The organism is Streptomyces viridochromogenes DSM 40736 (assembly GCF_000158955.1).
Lineage (GTDB): Bacteria > Actinomycetota > Actinomycetes > Streptomycetales > Streptomycetaceae > Streptomyces > Streptomyces venetus.
Genome location: NZ_GG657757.1, coordinates 4,486,350 through 4,503,059 on the forward strand (window position 1 = coordinate 4,486,350; position 16,710 = coordinate 4,503,059).

General features: G+C 72.3%; 15 protein-coding genes. 10 read left to right on the forward strand and 5 right to left on the reverse strand.

The window, feature by feature from the left end; all coding sequences use genetic code 11:
* Nucleotides 1-2 precede the first annotated feature (2 nt).
* Nucleotides 3-500: an Lrp/AsnC family transcriptional regulator gene (locus tag SSQG_RS19720; protein WP_052310311.1), complete on the reverse strand. Its 498-nt coding sequence runs from the start codon at nucleotides 498-500 to the stop codon at nucleotides 3-5.
* 190 nt (nucleotides 501-690) lie between these two features.
* Here SSQG_RS19720 and pdhA point away from each other — a divergent pair, with 190 nt between their 5' ends.
* The 6 genes from pdhA to SSQG_RS19750 all read left to right on the forward strand — a co-directional run bounded on the left by pdhA (nucleotide 691) and on the right by SSQG_RS19750 (nucleotide 7,810).
* Entirely contained in the window at nucleotides 691-1,842 is a 1,152-nt protein-coding gene (gene pdhA / locus SSQG_RS19725; RefSeq protein ID WP_003991574.1) for a pyruvate dehydrogenase (acetyl-transferring) E1 component subunit alpha, read from the forward strand.
* Nucleotides 1,839-2,843, forward strand: a complete 1,005-nt coding sequence (locus tag SSQG_RS19730) for an alpha-ketoacid dehydrogenase subunit beta (RefSeq protein WP_003991575.1) — start codon at nucleotides 1,839-1,841, stop codon at nucleotides 2,841-2,843. Before pdhA ends, SSQG_RS19730 begins: the two co-directional genes overlap by 4 nt.
* Entirely contained in the window at nucleotides 2,843-4,225 is a 1,383-nt protein-coding gene (locus SSQG_RS19735; RefSeq protein WP_003991576.1) for a dihydrolipoamide acetyltransferase family protein, read from the forward strand. The genes SSQG_RS19730 and SSQG_RS19735 overlap by 1 nt, the downstream gene beginning before the upstream one ends.
* An 86-nt stretch (nucleotides 4,226-4,311) precedes the next feature.
* The gene (locus tag SSQG_RS19740; RefSeq protein WP_425314997.1) at nucleotides 4,312-5,331 is read left to right on the forward strand and encodes an NTP transferase domain-containing protein; all 1,020 of its coding nucleotides are present in this window, start codon (nucleotides 4,312-4,314) and stop codon (nucleotides 5,329-5,331) included.
* Nucleotides 5,328-6,716, forward strand: coding sequence for a molybdopterin molybdotransferase MoeA (locus SSQG_RS19745; protein WP_003991578.1), 1,389 nt, complete (start codon nucleotides 5,328-5,330; stop codon nucleotides 6,714-6,716). Before SSQG_RS19740 ends, SSQG_RS19745 begins: the two co-directional genes overlap by 4 nt.
* Nucleotides 6,713-7,810 (forward strand): potassium channel family protein, encoded by a 1,098-nt coding sequence (locus SSQG_RS19750; protein ID WP_003991579.1) that lies wholly within the window; start codon nucleotides 6,713-6,715, stop codon nucleotides 7,808-7,810. The genes SSQG_RS19745 and SSQG_RS19750 overlap by 4 nt, the downstream gene beginning before the upstream one ends.
* Before the next feature lie 62 nt (nucleotides 7,811-7,872).
* On the opposite strand, the gene SSQG_RS19755 is transcribed toward SSQG_RS19750, so the two are convergent.
* Together SSQG_RS19755 and SSQG_RS19760 are read right to left on the reverse strand one after the other, a co-directional pair.
* The gene (locus SSQG_RS19755) at nucleotides 7,873-8,721 is read right to left on the reverse strand and encodes an ABC transporter permease (protein WP_003991580.1); all 849 of its coding nucleotides are present in this window, start codon (nucleotides 8,719-8,721) and stop codon (nucleotides 7,873-7,875) included.
* Nucleotides 8,718-9,752, reverse strand: a complete 1,035-nt coding sequence (locus SSQG_RS19760) for an ATP-binding cassette domain-containing protein (protein ID WP_003991581.1) — start codon at nucleotides 9,750-9,752, stop codon at nucleotides 8,718-8,720. Before SSQG_RS19760 ends, SSQG_RS19755 begins: the two co-directional genes overlap by 4 nt.
* Nucleotides 9,753-9,922: 170 nt before the next feature.
* On the opposite strand from SSQG_RS19760, the gene SSQG_RS19765 reads away from it, so the two are divergent.
* Complete coding sequence (locus tag SSQG_RS19765) at nucleotides 9,923-10,912, forward strand: NAD(P)H-quinone oxidoreductase (RefSeq protein WP_003991582.1); 990 nt, start codon at nucleotides 9,923-9,925, stop codon at nucleotides 10,910-10,912.
* A 40-nt stretch (nucleotides 10,913-10,952) separates the two neighbouring features.
* On the opposite strand, the gene SSQG_RS19770 is transcribed toward SSQG_RS19765, so the two are convergent.
* Complete coding sequence (locus tag SSQG_RS19770) at nucleotides 10,953-11,540, reverse strand: hypothetical protein (RefSeq protein ID WP_003991583.1); 588 nt, start codon at nucleotides 11,538-11,540, stop codon at nucleotides 10,953-10,955.
* A 139-nt stretch (nucleotides 11,541-11,679) separates the two neighbouring features.
* Here SSQG_RS19770 and SSQG_RS19775 point away from each other — a divergent pair, with 139 nt between their 5' ends.
* Together SSQG_RS19775 and SSQG_RS19780 are read left to right on the forward strand one after the other, a co-directional pair.
* The gene (locus SSQG_RS19775; protein WP_003991584.1) at nucleotides 11,680-12,249 is read left to right on the forward strand and encodes a PadR family transcriptional regulator; all 570 of its coding nucleotides are present in this window, start codon (nucleotides 11,680-11,682) and stop codon (nucleotides 12,247-12,249) included.
* Nucleotides 12,250-12,334: 85 nt separating this feature from the next.
* Complete coding sequence (locus SSQG_RS19780; protein WP_003991585.1) at nucleotides 12,335-12,877, forward strand: bacterial proteasome activator family protein; 543 nt, start codon at nucleotides 12,335-12,337, stop codon at nucleotides 12,875-12,877.
* A 130-nt stretch (nucleotides 12,878-13,007) separates the two neighbouring features.
* On the opposite strand, the gene SSQG_RS19785 is transcribed toward SSQG_RS19780, so the two are convergent.
* Nucleotides 13,008-14,657 (reverse strand): protein kinase domain-containing protein, encoded by a 1,650-nt coding sequence (locus tag SSQG_RS19785; protein ID WP_003991586.1) that lies wholly within the window; start codon nucleotides 14,655-14,657, stop codon nucleotides 13,008-13,010.
* Nucleotides 14,658-15,003: 346 nt separating this feature from the next.
* Between SSQG_RS19785 and SSQG_RS19790 the strand changes: the two genes are divergently transcribed.
* On the forward strand, nucleotides 15,004-16,593 hold the full coding sequence (locus SSQG_RS19790) for a protein kinase domain-containing protein (RefSeq protein WP_003991587.1): 1,590 nt from the start codon (nucleotides 15,004-15,006) through the stop codon (nucleotides 16,591-16,593).
* Nucleotides 16,594-16,710 lie beyond the last annotated feature (117 nt).

Below are 16,710 nucleotides of genomic sequence, written 5' to 3' on the forward strand. Positions count from 1 at the left end.
GCTCAGCTCTGCGGCTCCAGGTCCTCCTCCTCGAAGACCAGCAGCGTGCGCGTGCTGAGGACCTGCGGGATCGCCTGGAGCCGGGTGAGCACCAGCTCGCGCAGCGCCCGGTTGTCGGACACGTGCACCAGCAGCAGCACGTCGAAGTCGCCGCCCACCAGGGCGATGTGGGAGGCCCCGGGCAGCTGTCTGAGCTCCTCGCGCACCGTGCGCCAGGAGTTCTGCACGATCTTCAGGGTGATGTACGCGGACGTCCCCTGACCCGCCCGCTCGTGATCGACCCGGGCGCCGAAGCCACGGATGACCCCGTCCTCGACGAGCCGGTTGATCCGGGCGTAGGCGTTCGCGCGCGAGACGTGGACCCGGTCGGCGACCGACCGTATCGAGGCGCGGCCGTCCGCCTGGAGCATGCGCAGGATGTCCTGATCGATGGCGTCCAGCGGACGCGGCGGTGGCAGCACACCGTGGTCGTCCTGGCTCGCGGCCGTGCTCTCGGCCATTTGTTCAGATGCCACCTGCGCCACCCTCCCTGCCATGGACGTACTGCGTCCATCTCAGGCTGTGGAGAACCGTTTGTCCACAGCCTGGGGCCACCCATAGCCAAATTGCGCCGTCGACCGAACAATCGGTAGGTGAGGCGGGTCACAGCCGACGCGTCTCCCGTAGCCGCTCCCACGAGGAGGTGCCGTCATGACGGTCATGGAGCAGCGGGGCGCGTACCGGCCGACCCCGCCGCCCGCCTGGCAGCCCCGCATGGACCCCGCGCCGCTGCTGCCCGACGCGGAGCCGTACCGCGTCCTCGGCACCGAGGCGGCCGCGAAGGCCGACCCGGAACTGCTGCGGACGCTGTACGCGCAGCTGGTCCGCGGCCGCCGCTACAACGCGCAGGCCACCGCGCTCACCAAGCAGGGCCGCCTCGCCGTCTACCCCTCCACCACCGGCCAGGAGGCCTGCGAGGTCGCCGCCGCCATGGTCCTGGAGGAGCGCGACTGGCTCTTCCCGAGCTACCGCGACACGCTCGCCGTGGTGGCCCGCGGGGTGGACCCCGTTCAGGCGCTCACCCTGTTGCGCGGCGACTGGCACACCGGCTACGACCCCTACGAGCACCGGGTCACCCCCCTGTCCACGCCGCTCGCCACCCAGCTGCCGCACGCCGTCGGTCTCGCGCACGCCGCCCGCCTCAAGGGCGACGACGTGGTCGCGCTGGCCATGGTCGGCGACGGCGGCACCAGCGAGGGCGACTTCCACGAGGCGCTGAACTTCGCCGCCGTCTGGCAGGCCCCGGTCGTCTTCCTGGTGCAGAACAACGGCTTCGCGATCTCCGTCCCGCTCGCCAAGCAGACCGCGGCCCCGTCGCTGGCCCACAAGGCCGTCGGCTACGGCATGCCCGGCCGCCTGGTCGACGGCAACGACGCCGCCGCCGTGCACGAGGTGCTGAGCGACGCCGTGCGCCACGCCCGCGCGGGCGGCGGCCCCACCCTGGTCGAGGCGATCACCTACCGCGTCGACGCCCACACCAACGCCGACGACGCCACCCGCTACCGCGGCGACGCCGAGGTCGAGACCTGGCGCGAGCACGACCCGATCCAGCTCCTGGAGCGCGAGCTCACCGCGCGCGGCCTGCTCGACGAGGCCGGAAAGCAGGCCGCCCGGGACGCCGCCGAGGCGATGGCCGCCTCCCTGCGCGAGCACATGAACCAGGACCCGGCGCTCGACCCGATGGACCTGTTCACCCACGTCTACGCCGAGGCCACCCCGCAGCTGCGCGAGCAGCGGGAGCAGCTGCGGGCGGAGCTGGAGGCCGAGGCCGAGGCCGAGCCGGAGGGGGGCACCCACCGATGACCACCGTCGCCGTCAAGCCGGCCACCATGGCGCAGGCCCTCACGCGCGCGATGCGCGACGCGATGGCCGCCGACCCCGCCGTGCACGTCATGGGCGAGGACGTCGGCACCCTCGGCGGCGTCTTCCGCGTCACCGACGGACTCGCCAAGGAATTCGGCGAGGACCGCTGCACCGACACACCGCTCGCCGAGGCGGGCATCCTCGGCACGGCCGTCGGCATGGCCATGTACGGCCTGCGCCCGGTCGTGGAGATGCAGTTCGACGCGTTCGCCTACCCGGCGTTCGAGCAGCTGATCTCCCACGTGTCCCGCATGCGCAACCGCACCCGCGGCAGGATGCCCCTGCCGATCACCATCCGCGTCCCCTACGGCGGCGGCATCGGCGGCGTCGAGCACCACAGCGACTCCTCCGAGGCGTACTACATGGCGACCCCGGGGCTCCATGTCGTCACGCCCGCGACCGTCGCCGACGCCTACGGGCTGCTGCGCGCCGCCATCGCCTCCGACGACCCGGTCGTCTTCCTGGAGCCCAAGCGGCTGTACTGGTCGAAGGACTCCTGGAACCCGGAGGAGCCGACGCCCGTTGAACCGATAGGCCGCGCGGTGGTGCGGCGCTCGGGCCGGAGCGCCACACTCATCACGTACGGGCCGTCCGTACCCGTCTGCATGGAGGCGGCCGAGGCGGCCCGGGCCGAGGGCTGGGACCTCGAAGTCGTCGATCTGCGCTCCCTGGTGCCGTTCGACGACGAGACGGTGTGCGCCTCGGTGCGGCGGACGGGACGCGCGGTCGTCGTCCACGAGTCGGGCTCCTTCGGGGGCCCGGGCGGGGAGATCGCGGCCCGGGTCACGGAGCGCTGCTTCCACCACCTGGAGGCGCCGGTGCTGCGTGTGGCCGGGTTCGACGTCCCGTATCCGCCGCCGATGCTGGAGCGCCACCACCTGCCCGGTGTGGACCGGATCCTGGACGCCGTGGGGCGCCTGCAGTGGGAGGCCGAGAGCTGATGGCACAGGTGCTGGAGTTCAAGCTGCCCGACCTCGGGGAGGGGCTCACCGAGGCGGAGATCGTGCGCTGGATGGTCGAGGTCGGTGACGTGGTCGCCATCGACCAGCCCGTCGTCGAGGTCGAGACGGCCAAGGCGATGGTCGAGGTGCCCTGCCCCTACGGCGGTGTGGTCACCGCCCGCTTCGGCGAGGAGGGCACGGAACTGCCCGTCGGGGCGCCGCTGATCACCGTGGCGGTGGGGGAGCGCGTGCCCGCCGACAGCGGCGGAGCCGACACCGAGGGCTCGGGCAACGTCCTGGTCGGCTACGGCACCTCCGAGGCACCGGCCCGCCGACGCCGGGTCCGGCAGGAGCGACCGGGGTCCGGCAGGGACACGGCGGCCGGGCGGGACGGTACGCGTCCTGCGGCCATGGCACCCGCCCACGCCAGTGCCTCCAACAAGGTGGTCGACGGGCAGGCCGGTGGCTCCGACTCCGAGGACGGCCCCGTTCCCGTGATCTCCCCATTGGTGCGTCGGCTCGCCCGCCAGAACGGCCTCGATCTGCGGGAGCTGACCGGCTCCGGCCCGGACGGGCTGATCCTGCGGGCGGACGTGGAATACGCGCTGCGTGCGGCGGGCCAGGGCGCCACGGCGGCACCCCCGGCGCCCGGCACCGCTCCCACACCTGAGGCCTCCCTCGCACCGGCCCCCGGCGAGACGCGCACCCCGCTCAAGGGCATCCGGGGCGCCGTCGCCGACAAGCTGGCGCGCAGCCGCCGCGAGATCCCGGACGCCACGTGCTGGGTGGACGCCGACGCCACGGAACTCATGCGGGCCCGCACGGCCATGAACGCGGCCGGCGGACCGAAGATCTCCGTCCTGGCCCTGCTGGCCCGGATCTGCACGGCGGCCCTCGCGCGCTTCCCCGAGCTCAACTCCACCGTCGACACGGAGGCCAGGGAGGTAGTCCGGTTCGACCAGGTGCACCTGGGCTTCGCCGCGCAGACCGACCGGGGGCTCGTCGTCCCGGTCGTCCGGGACGCGCACGCGCGCGACACCGAGTCGCTCACCGCCGAGTTCGCCCGGCTCACCGAGGCGGGCCGGACCGGGACGCTGACACCCGCGGAGCTCACCGGCGGGACCTTCACGCTCAACAACTACGGCGTCTTCGGCGTCGACGGCTCCACCCCGATCATCAACCACCCCGAGGCGGCGATGCTCGGCGTCGGCCGCATCGTCCCCAAGCCCTGGGTGCACGAGGGCGAGCTGGCGGTGCGGCAGGTCGTCCAGCTCTCGCTCACCTTCGACCACCGGGTGTGCGACGGCGGCACGGCGGGCGGCTTCCTGCGGTATGTGGCTGACTGCGTGGAACAGCCGGCGGTGCTGCTGCGGACGCTGTGATTCCTGTTCCTCGTATGAGCTGGTGCTCGTGATCGGGTCGGTTCCCCCGCGTTCCGTGTGATCGCGGGGGCACGCATACTCGGGGGGTGACCGCCTACGAGCCTCCCGGTGAACCCGGCACCCCCGTGCAGGACACCGCCGGGCAAGACACCCACGGGCAAGACCCCCACGGGCAGGACGACGCCGCCGTGTACGACGCCGTCGTGCTCGCCGGCGGGGGTGCGCGCCGACTGGGCGGCGCCGACAAACCCGGTGTGCGCGTGGGGGGCCGGGCCCTGCTCGACCGCGTGCTCGCCGCGTGCGCCGGCGCCCGCAGCACCGTCGTCGTCGCCGCGCCCCGGCCGACGGCCCGGCCGGTGACCTGGGCCCGCGAGGACCCACCCGGCGGCGGACCCCTCGCCGCGCTGGACGCCGGGCTCCGGGACACCACGGCCGAACACGTCGTGGTGCTCTCCGCCGACCTGCCGTTCCTTCAGGAGCGGACCGTCGGCCGACTGCTGGGCACCCTGCGGACGAGCGGCGCCGACGGCGTGCTGCTGACCGACCCCGACGGCCGTGACCAGCCGCTCGTGGCCGCGTACCGCACGCCTCGGCTGCACGAGGTGCTCGCCCTCCTCGCCGACCGGCACGACGGTCTCACCGGTCTCCCGCTGCGGCGCCTCGTCGCCGAGCTGAGCCTCACCCGCATCTCCGACCCGGTCGCGTCCTTCGACTGCGACACCTGGGACGACATCGCCACCGCCAGGGCACGTATCAGGGAGCATGGGCACGTGTTGGATGAATGGATTTCCGCCGCCAAGGACGAACTGGGGATCGAACTGGACGTCGACACCGGCGTCCTGCTCGACCTCGCCCGTGACGCCGCCCACGGGGTGGCCAGGCCCGCGGCGCCGCTGACCACCTTCCTCGTCGGCTATGCGGCGGCGCGTGCCGGTGGCGGCCCCGAAGCGGTCGCCGAGGCCGCCCGCAAGGCCGCGGCCCTCGCCGCCCGCTGGGCGGCGGAGAGCACCTCCGACGCCCGGTCCTCCGGTGCCGCGCCCTCCGGTGCCCCGTCCGACGTCGCCCCGGACGCGACCCCGGACACCCGCCCGGACGCCGCCGGATGACCGCGCACGGCACCCGGGCCGGTGAGGACGCCGAGGACCTCGACGTCGAGGAGGTGCTCGCCCTCGTGAACGACAGCAACGGCAACCACCGGCCCGCCCCGGCCCCACGAGCCGAGACGGACAGCGGCCGCACCCCCGACCGTCCGGGCACCTCTCCCCGGTCCGACAGCCGCCACCGCGCCACCCCCTGGCCGGAAGCCCGGGCCGTCGCCGAACGCGCCGGCCGGAACGCCGCCCGGGCCGCTCGGCGCGCCCCCGTCTCCGTCCCCCTCGAAGCCGCCCTCGGCCTCACCCTGGCCACCCCTCTCGACGCCCTCACCGACCTCCCCTCCTTCGACACCTCCGCGATGGACGGCTGGGCGGTCGCCGGCCCCGCCCCCTGGGACGTACGGGACGAGGGCATCCTGGCCGGGCACGCCGCACCCACGCCGCTGACCGACGGCGAGGCCGCCCGGATCGCCACCGGCGCCCGCATCCCCCCGGACACCACCGCCGTCCTGCGCAGCGAGCACGGCCGCACCGACGACAAGGGACGGCTGTACGCGACCGGGGAGGTCGCCCCCGGCCAGGACATCCGCCCGCGCGGCCAGGAATGCCGCACCGGCGACCAGCTGCTGCCCGTCGGCACCCTCGTCACCCCGGCCGTCCTGGGTCTCGCCGCGGCCGCCGGATACGACACCGTCGACGCCGTCCCGCGCCCTCGCGCGGAAGTGCTGGTCCTCGGGGACGAGTTGCTCACCGAGGGGCTGCCGCACGACGGTCTGATCCGGGACGCCCTCGGCCCGATGCTGGAGCCCTGGCTGCGGGCGCTCGGCGCCGAGGTCGTCGCCGTGCGACGCGTCCGCGACGACGCCGGCGCCCTGCGCCGGGCGATCACCACGTCCGACGCCGATGTCCTCGTCACCACCGGCGGCACCGCCGCCGGTCCCGTCGACCACGTCCACCCCACCCTGCGCCGCATCGGCGCCGAACTCCTCGTCGACGGCGTCAAGGTACGGCCGGGCCACCCCATGCTGCTGGCGCGCACCACGGAGACCCAGTACCTCGTCGGACTGCCGGGCAACCCGCTCGCCGCCGTCTCCGGGCTGCTGACACTGGCCGAGCCGCTGCTGCGGACCCTCGCGGCCCGCCAGGCCCCGGAGCCGTACACGCTGCCGCTCAGGGACGCCGTGCAGGGACACCCGTACGACACCCGGCTCGTCCCCGTCGTCCTGCGCGGCGACCAGGGCGTGCCACTGCACTACAACGGCCCGGCCATGCTGCGCGGTATCGCGGCGGCCGACGCACTGGCCGTCGTACCCCCGGGCGGCGCCCGTGCGGGGCAGGAGCAGGAACTGCTCGACCTGCCCTGGGCGTCCGGCGGGATCGGGGTGTGTTTCACGTGAAACTGCCGGGCCAGGACATCATCGCCCGCCAGGCGGACGAGCACCTGGTGACCCATCGCGTGAAACTTCCGAGGAAGGTGGTGGAGCACCCGTTCCGCCAGGTCGCCAAGCGGCTCTCCATCGCGCTGCTGGTGCTCGTCGTAACCGCTCTGATCGTCTACGCCGACCGGGACGGCTACAACGACAACGCGGGCGGCGGCGTCGACCTCCTCGACGCCTTCTACTACGCGACCGTCACGCTCTCCACCACCGGTTACGGTGACATCGCCCCGGCCGGCGACACCGCGCGGCTCACCAACATCCTCATCATCACGCCCCTGCGCGTGCTGTTCCTGATCATCCTGGTCGGCACCACTCTCGAGGCCCTCACCGAACGCACCCGGGAGGAGTGGCGGCTGACCCGCTGGAGGTCCACGTTGCGCGATCACACCGTCGTCGTCGGTTTCGGCACGAAGGGCAGGTCGGCGATCCGGACCGTCTGCGCGACGGGCCTGAAGAAGGAACAGGTCGTCGTGGTCGACCCCAGTTCCAAGGTGATTGACGCCGCGGCCGCCGAGGGCTACGCGGGCATCGTCGGGGACGCGACGCGCAGCGAGGTGCTCAAGCGGGCCGAGGTGCACAAGGCGCGCCAGATCATCATCGCGACCCAGCGCGACGACACGGCGGTCCTCGTGACGCTGACGGCCCGGCAGCTCAACCGCGGGGCGAAGATCGTGGCCGCAGTGCGGGAGGAGGAGAACGCTCCGCTGCTCAAGCAGTCCGGCGCCGACGCGGTCATCACCAGCGCCAGCGCCGCCGGCCGTCTGCTCGGCCTCTCCGTGCTCAGCCCCTCGGCCGGCATGGTGATGGAGGACCTCATCCAGCAGGGCAGCGGACTCGACCTCGTCGAACGACCTGTGGTGAAGGCCGAGGTGGGCAAGACCCCGCGTGAGGTCGCCGACCTGGTGGTCAGCGTCATACGCGGGCACCGCGTGCTGGGGTACGACGACCCGGCCATCGGGAGGCTGGAGCTGGCCGACCGGCTCATCACGATCGTGCGGAAGACACCGGGCGCCCAGGTCACGCCCGACATCCGTCCGATGCCCCGCGGCTGACCGGCCGGGAGACGGATCGGCCGGCCGCCACGCGCGTGACGGCCGGCCGACCCGGAGCCTGCCTACTTCCGGTTGTACAGCCGCATCGTGACCGGCCCGAAGACCAGCACGAACAGCCCGGCCCAGCCCAGCGACCAGGCGACCTCGGCGGTCGGCCAGTCCCCGGCCATCAGCCCCCGCACCGCCGACGCCAGATGGGTGATGGGGCTGTTGTTGACGAAGGCCTGAAGCCAGCCCGGCATGGTCTTCGGGTCGACGAAGACGTTGGACAGGAAGGTGAGCGGGAAGATCACCATCATGCTGACGCCCATCACCGACTTCTCGGTGCGCAGCATCAGCCCGAACATCGTCCAGATCCACGAGAAGGCGAACGAGAACAGCACCAGCAGCGCGATCCCGGCGAGCACGCCGACGATCCCGCCGTCGGGCCGGTAGCCCAGGACGACGCCGACGGTGAGCATCACGACCGAGGCGATCGTGTACCGCAGGGCGTCGCCGAGCAGATAGCCGACCATGGTCGACGGCCGCCAGATCGGCAGGCTGCGGAACCGGTCGAAGACGCCCTTCTCGATGTCCGTGTTGACCGAGACACCCGTGTACATCGTGATCATCACGACCGACATCACGAGGATGCCCGGCAGCAGGAACTGGATGTACTCCTCCGGCGAGCCGGCCAGCGCCCCGCCGAACAGGTACGTGTACATCAGCACCATCATGATCGGGAACGCCGTGACGTCGAAGAGCTGCTCCGGCACGTGCTTGATCTTGAGGACGGCCCGCCAGCCGAAGGTCATCGAGGCCGACCAGGCGCTGGGCCGGGGCGGTCGCTCCTTGGAGACGAGCAGCGCGGCGAGGGACTCGGCGGTGACCGGGGCGAGGTCCTTGCTCTCGGTGGTCGTCGCGGTGCTCATGCCGCCACCTCGTCCTTCGGGTCGTGGGAGCGGCCGGAGTCGTCGGAGCGGCCGGACTCGTGCGTGTCGTGGCCGGTCAGGGCGAGGAAGACCTCGTCCAGGCTGGGCTGGCCCAGCGAGAAGTTGTCGACGGTGATGCCGGCCCGGGCCAGCTCGTTCAGCGCGCGGGCGGCCTGCCCGGCGGCGCTGTCGTCGCTCGCCGCCGTACCGAGGCGGGCGGTCAGGGCGACCTGGTCGGGTTCCGGCTGCACCTTCGCGTCGAGGGCCTGGCGCAGCAGGTGGGCCGCGAGGTCCCGCTGGTCCGGATCCCGTAGCCGTAGATGGACGGACCCGGCACCCACGGACGACTTCAGTTCGCCCTTGGTGCCCTCGGCGATCACCCGGCCCCGGTCGATGACGGCGATCCGGGAGGCCAGCTGGTCGGCCTCGTCCAGGTACTGCGTGGTCAGCAGCACGGTGGTGCCCTGGGAGACGACGGCCCGCACGATGTCCCACACCTGGTTGCGGCTGCGCGGGTCCAGGCCCGTCGTCGGTTCGTCGAGGAACAACAGGTCGGGGGTGTTGAGGATGGACGCGGCGATGTCGATCCGGCGCCGCATGCCGCCCGAGTACTGCTTGACCTGCTTCGCGGCCGCCTCCGTCAGCCCGAAGGCCTCCAGGAGCTGTGCGGCCCGGTCCCGGGCGGCCCTCTTCTGGTGGCCGAGCAGCCGGCCCAGCAGCACCAGGTTCTCGGTGCCGGTGAGGTCCTCGTCCACCGACGCGTACTGGCCGGTGAGGCTCACCCGGCCGCGCACCTCGTCGGCCTCGCGGACGATGTCGTGGCCGAAGACATGCGCCTCACCGCCGTCCGGCCGCAGGAGCGTGGCGAGCATCTTCACGGTGGTGGTCTTGCCGGCGCCGTTCGGGCCGAGGACGCCGTAGACCGTGCCCGCGGGCACGGACAGGTCCACTCCGTCGACCGCCCTGGTCCCACCGAACGTCTTCACCAGGCCCGCGGTCTCGATCGCCAGGCCGGACGTCTGTGTGCGCATGCTTGGGGTCCTTCCGTGCGCTTGGGCTACGCATGGGGAGACCTTTGCTGTCGCGGGAACTCATCGGTCCCGCACATGGGTTTTCGCCAGGACCGGACCAAGGACGTAGGCAGAGCCGAACCGCGGACGGAGGGGACTCCGTCCGCGGACCGAGGGGTACCGTCCGTGACATGCATGCGATCACGATTCCCGAACCTGGTGGGCCCGAGGCGCTGGTCTGGGACGAGGTCCCCGATCCCGTCCCCGGCGAGGGCGAGGTCCTGGTCGAGGTGACGGCGAGTGCCGTCAACCGGGCCGACATCCTGCAACGGCAGGGCTTCTACGACCCACCGCCCGGCGCGTCCCCCTACCCCGGCCTGGAGTGCTCCGGGCGGATCGTCGAGACCGGCTCCGGTGTCTCCGGCTGGAACGTCGGCGACGAGGTGTGCGCGCTGCTCTCGGGCGGCGGCTACGCCGAGAAGGTGGTCGTCCCGGCCGGACAGCTGCTGCCCGTGCCGCAGGGCGTCGGCCTGAAAGAGGCCGCGGCCCTGCCCGAGGTGACCTGCACCGTCTGGTCGAACGTCTTCATGATCGCCCACCTGCGTCCCGGCGAGACCCTGCTCGTGCACGGCGGCTCCAGCGGCATCGGCACCATGGCCATCCAGCTCGCCAAGGCCGTCGGCGCCCGGGTGGCCGTCACGGCGGGCACCAAGGAGAAGCTGGAACGGTGCGCCGAACTGGGCGCCGACATTCTGATCAACTACCGCGAGCAGGACTTCGTCGAAGAGGTCAGGAACGCCACGGACGGCGCCGGTGCCGACGTCATCCTCGACAACATGGGCGCCAAGTACCTGGAGCGCAACGTCAAGGCCCTCGCCGTCAACGGCCGGCTCGCGATCATCGGCATGCAGGGTGGTGTCAAGGGCGAGCTGAACATCGGTGCGCTGCTCGCCAAGCGCGCCGCGATCAGCGCGACGTCCCTGCGCGCCCGGCCGCCGGAGGAGAAGGCGGCCATCGTCGCGGCCGTGCGCGAGCATGTCTGGCCCCTGTTCGCCGGCGGCCGTCTGCGCCCCGTCGTGGACCGCGAACTCCCGATGCCGGACGCGTCCGCCGCCCACCGGATCGTGGAGGAGAGCGGCCACATCGGCAAGGTCCTGCTGATCACCCCACAGGGCGCCTGACACCGGCGTCGCGGGGCAGGCGGGACCTTGCGGACACGGCCTAGGACCGCCGCAGCCGCAGTGCGAAGAAGGCGAGGCCCAGGCCGAGGCCGATCAGGACCAGGCCGCTGCCGAGGGGCAGGATCCGCGGGACCGGACCGACGGGGCGTTCGGCACGCGCGGCGGCGTCCCGTCCCGGGTCCTCCGTCGGCGCGGAGGGCACGGGGACGGTTTCGCGGGGTTCCTCGGGTACGGCGGTGGAGTCGTCGGCGCCCGTGTCGGCCTCCTCCGGCCTCCCCGGCCGCTCCCGCCCCTCACCGGCCCGGCTCCCGGCCCGCGAGGGCTCGCCCGGCGCGGACGGGGCAGAGGGGGCCTCCCCGGCCCCGGCGCCCGCCTCGGCCTGTTCGCCGTGCGTGGCCTCTTCGCCGTGCGTGGCCTCTTCGCCGTGCGTGGCCTCTTCGCCGTACGCGGCCTCCTCGCCGTACGCAGCCCCAGCGTCGTACCCGGTCCCGTCGCCGTACTCGGTCCCGTCGCCGTACGCGAGGACGGCGCCGTAGGACGGAACGGACCCGTACGGTGAGACGAGCGCGCCCGCAGCCAGGGCGACCACCAGTCCCGTCGCCCGCAGTGCGCGTTGCCATGGAGTCACGGTGGTGACCCCTTCCCGCCGTGCCCCGGTAGGGCAAGATCGGCAAGTTCGGTCATTTCCAGGCGATCAGCCTCACACCGGTGCACCCGTCCGGCACTCCGGGCTCGGCCGACAGACGGAACCGCTGCACAATCCGTTTATGTCGATACGCCACGGGCTGCTGGCGCTCCTGGCGGCCGGCCCCCGCTACGGCTCCCGCCTGCGCACCGAGTTCGAGGCCCGCACCGGCGGGACCTGGCCCCTGAACATCGGGCAGGTCTACACGACCCTCGACCGTCTGGAACGGGACGTCCTGGTGGCCCAGGAGGGTGCCGACGAGGCGGGCCGGGCGCTGTACGCGCTCACCGGGCAGGGCCGGGCCGAACTGCGCGACTGGTACGCGCGGCCCGTCGAACGGGCGAGCCCGCCGCGCGACGAGCTGGCGATCAAGCTGGTGATGGCGGTCGGGGCGGACGGCGTCGACGTACGGGAGGTCGTCGAGGCCCAGCGCCGGCACGTGGCCGAGGCGCTGCACGAACACGTACGGCAGCGGGCCGAGGCACTGGCCCGCGCCCCCGGACACCCGCAGGAGGTGGCCCGGCTGCTCGTGCTGGAACAGCTCGTCCTGCACACCGAGGCGGAGATCCGTTGGCTGGAACACTGCGAGGTCCGCCTGCTGCGCCTGTCACGCGAGCCGCGTTCACCCGTTCGGGAGCAACCCGACGTCTGAGCAATTCGTCTCCTCGAACAGGGTGGATCAGCTTCCCGTGGGGGCACCACGGAGGTGAGGTGCAGACGTGCGAGAGAATGGCGGCATGGAGATGCCGAGGAACGAACGGTCGCAGGAGAACCCGCAGATCCTGGTCGTGGGCCAGGACGGCACGGCGCTTGGCGGCGGGGGCGGGGACGACGACTCCCGCGAGACTCCGGTCACGGAACAGGTGGAGCAGCCCGCCAAGGTCATGCGGATCGGCAGCATGATCAAGCAGCTTCTCGAGGAAGTGCGCGTGGCTCCCCTGGACGAGGCCAGCCGGGCCCGGCTGAAGGAGATCCACGCCAGCTCGGTGAAGGAGCTGGAGGACGGTCTCGCACCCGAGCTGGTCGAGGAGCTGGAGCGGCTCTCCCTGCCCTTCACGGACGAGGCGACCCCCAGTGACGCGGAGCTGCGCATCGCGCAGGCTCAGCTGGTCGGCTGGCTGGAGGGGCTTTTCCACGGGATCCAGACCACGCTGTTCGCCCAGCAGATGGCGGCCCGCGCCCAGCTGGAGCAGATGCGCCGCGCCCTCCCGCCGGGCGTCGGCCACGAGGGCCTCGAAGAGCAGCACCCGGGCGCCCGCTCCGGCGGCCCGTACCTGTAGGACGGCCCGCTCGGGCGGCCCGTACCTGTAGGGCTCCCGCTTACGAAGCGCCCCTTTACGAAGCGCCCGCTCACGAACCGAGAAGAAGGGCCCGGCAGCCGAAGCTGCCGGGCCCTTCCACGTGGGCGGGTCAGGAGGGCGGGTTGCCCGTCGAGACGCTGAGCTCGATCTGGGGCATGTCCTTCGGGTCGACATCGGTGCTCTCGGACGGGAACTGCTGCATGACGGTGCCCTCGCCGTAGGTGTTCTCGTCCACCTTGTTGATCTTCGACTGCCAGCCGGCCGCCTGGAGGCACGCCTTGACCGAGGTGATGTCCTTGAACTTGAAGTCCGGGATCCGGATCTTCTCGGGGTCGTTGTACGACTCCTGCGGCTCCGTGCACTCCTCGCTGTCGATCGTGCGCGACGTGTCCGGCCCGCGGTATCCGGGCTTCTTGGCCGCCGAGGCCGACGTGTTCGGGCTGCTGCCGCCGCCACCGCCCTGGTCGTCCTCGCCGCCGCCGTTCATCATCAGGGCCGCGATCAGGCCGCCGACCGCGACGACCGACACGATGACCGAGCCGATGATCACCGGCTTGTTGCTCCTGCCGCCGCCCTGGGAGGCCGGCGCGTTCTGGGGCGTCAGGTTGTACGGCGGCGGGGTCGAGGGGCCCGGCTGCGGCGCGTAGGCGGCCGGGGACGGCGTCTGGTAGCCGCCCTGCTGCGGGTAGCCGTAGGCCGGGGACGGCGCCGACGGCGGGGGCGTGCCGTACGGGTTCGGCGGCGGGGTCGGCTGGTACGGCGTCTGGACCTGGCCCGAGGGCGCCGGGGTCGCCTGGTCGACCGGCGGGAACACGGCCGAGCCGACGCCCGCGCCGCTCGGGGTCTGCGCGCCCGGCACGATGCTCGGCGGCGCGGCCTGGAGGGACGCGGCCACGCGCAGGCACTCGTCGCGCATGGCCTCGGAGCTCGGGAAGCGCTCGTTCGGGTTCTTCTTCAGGGCACGGGCGATCAGCGCGTCCACCGCCGGGGGCAGCGAGCGGTTGATCGAGGACGGAACCGGCGGCTCCTCCTGGACGTGTGCGTACGCGATGGCCAGCGGCGAGTCCGCTTCGAACGGCAGCCGTCCGGTGACCAGTTGGAACAGCATGATGCCGACCGAGTACAGGTCGGAGCGGGCGTCCACGCCCCGGCCGAGGGCCTGTTCCGGCGAGAGGTACTGCGGGGTGCCGACGACCATGCCGGTCTGCGTCATCGACGTCACACCGGACTGCATGGCGCGCGCGATGCCGAAGTCCATGACCTTGACCACGCCACGCTTGGTCATCATCACGTTGCCCGGCTTGATGTCGCGGTGGACCAGCCCCATCTCATGGCTGATCTCCAGCGCGGCCAGCACGTCCGCGGTGATCTTCAGTGCCTTGTCGGCGGGCATCGCGCCCTGTTGCCGCACGTCCTCGTCGAGCACCGAGCCGAGGGGGCGGCCCTCGACGAACTCCATGACGATGTACGGAGTGGTCATGCCGTCGAGGGTGTCCTCGCCGGTGTCGAAGACCGAGACGATGTTGGTGTGCGTGAGCTTGGCCACGGACTGGGCCTCGCGGCGGAACCGCTCGCGGAAGGCTTGTTCCCGACCGAGATCGGTGTGAAGTGTCTTGATCGCGACCTGCCGGTCGAGCACGCTGTCGTACGCGAGGTGCACCGAAGCCATGCCGCCCTGGCCGAGGAGATCACGCAGTTGGTAGCGCCCACCGGCGAGCGCCCGCCCCGTGTACTGGCCCTGTGCGCCGTCCTGGCTCATGTTCCGTATCCCCCGTAGCCCTTACGGCGCCGCCGACTTGTCGCAGATCCGTCGTTGATCCAAACCGCCATTCCCGGCCAAGTCTGCCCCAGGGCCCTGCCACGTCAAGCGCGGTGCCCGTTCCGTGACCGTACGCGAAGGAAGCGTCGCGGAAGCGTTACAGGGGACGTACGGCCGGTGCACAGAATTTGCACGACAGTACGGAGTAAAGGTTTCATGGCGCGTCCGTACCGTGCCGGTCCCGGCGCCCGTCTCGGACCGACGGCTTGCGCCGAGGCTGTAGCGTGGCCGACGGAGACCGTAACAACACCGCGCGCACCGCGGGCAGAAACGACGGCGAGGACTGATGGCACAGCAGCAGCGCGCTCAGGGCCCGTCCGACCCCGAGGCGAGTGGCGGCGGGATGTCGGAGGCGCCGGAGTCCTGGGGTAACGGCGGCTTGGTCGGTGACGGCCGGTACCGGCTGACCCACAGACTCGGCCGGGGTGGCATGGCCGAGGTGTTCGCCGCCGAGGACGTCCGTCTCGGGCGCACCGTCGCCGTCAAGCTGCTCCGTTCCGACCTTGCCGAGGACCCGGTGTCCAAGGCGCGCTTCACGCGCGAGGCACAGTCGGTCGCAGGCCTCAACCATCACGCGATCGTCGCCGTGTACGACTCCGGCGAGGATGTCGTCGGCGGCCAGTCCGTCCCTTACATCGTCATGGAGCTGGTCGAGGGACGCACCATCCGCGACCTGCTGCTGAACGCGGAGGCGCCGGGCCCCGAGCAGGCCCTGATCATCGTCTCGGGCGTCCTGGAGGCGCTTGCCTATTCGCACCAGCACGGCATCGTGCACCGCGACATCAAGCCCGCCAACGTCATCATCACGCACAACGGCGCCGTGAAGGTGATGGACTTCGGCATCGCCCGCGCCCTGCACGGCGCGCAGTCCACGATGACGCAGACCGGCATGGTCATGGGCACCCCCCAGTACCTGTCCCCGGAGCAGGCGCTCGGCAAGGCCGTCGACCACCGCTCCGACCTGTACGCGACGGGCTGCCTGCTCTACGAACTCCTCGCGCTGCGCCCGCCGTTCACCGGCGAGACCCCGCTGTCGGTGGTCTACCAGCACGTCCAGGACATCCCGACGCCGCCGTCCGAGGCCTCCGACGCCTGCCCGCCGGAGCTGGACGGCCTGGCCATGCGCGCCCTCGCCAAGGAGCCGGACGACCGTTTCCAGACGGCCGAGGAGATGCGCGGACTGGTCCAGTACGCGCTCCAGATGCTCTACGACCAGGGTGGCCACACCGGCACCTGGAACACCGGCCCGGTCGACATGCACGAGGGCCGGCACACCCCGTCGGGCGGCTTCGCCCAGACGGCCGTGATGGGCCATCCCGGTGACGCCTCCGGCACCGCGCAGATCCCCTCGCCGATCCTGCCCTCCGGCTACGGCGGCGGTGACGACGGCGGCTTCGAGGGCCACGGCAACAAGGGCAGCGGCCGGGGCAAGCTGTGGATCCTCGCCGTGCTCGCGGTGATCGCCGTCGCGGCGGGTGTCGCCCTGGCGCTGCAGAACACCGGCGGCGACGACAAGGGTCCCGGCACCAAGGAGTCGCCGACCACCTCGCAGACGAAAGAGAAGAAGACGCCCAGCGAGACGCCGAGCGAGGAGGACACGGGCACGCCGACCGACACCTCCACGGACGACGGCACGGGCAACGGCTCCGGCGGCGGCTGGACGCAGCCGTCGTACACCCCCTCCTACACGCCGAGCCAGAGCGCTCCCGAGACGCCCACGGACGAGCCGACCACCCCGGGGCCGACCGGGGAGCCGACCGGGGAGCCGACGGACGAGGAGCCCACGGACCCGGGCACCCCGCCGGACGACACGGGCGGCACCGACTCCGGCGGAGCCACGGGTGTCGTCGGCGGCGCCGCCGGCGACGGCGGCTGACCCGACCGCGGAAACGAACGATCCACGCGCGCGTGGGGCCCGGAGAGGGCCCCACGCGCGCGTGCCGTTTCACGACACCGTTTCGGCGCGCCGACAAGTTGACTCTTCCCGTGACCT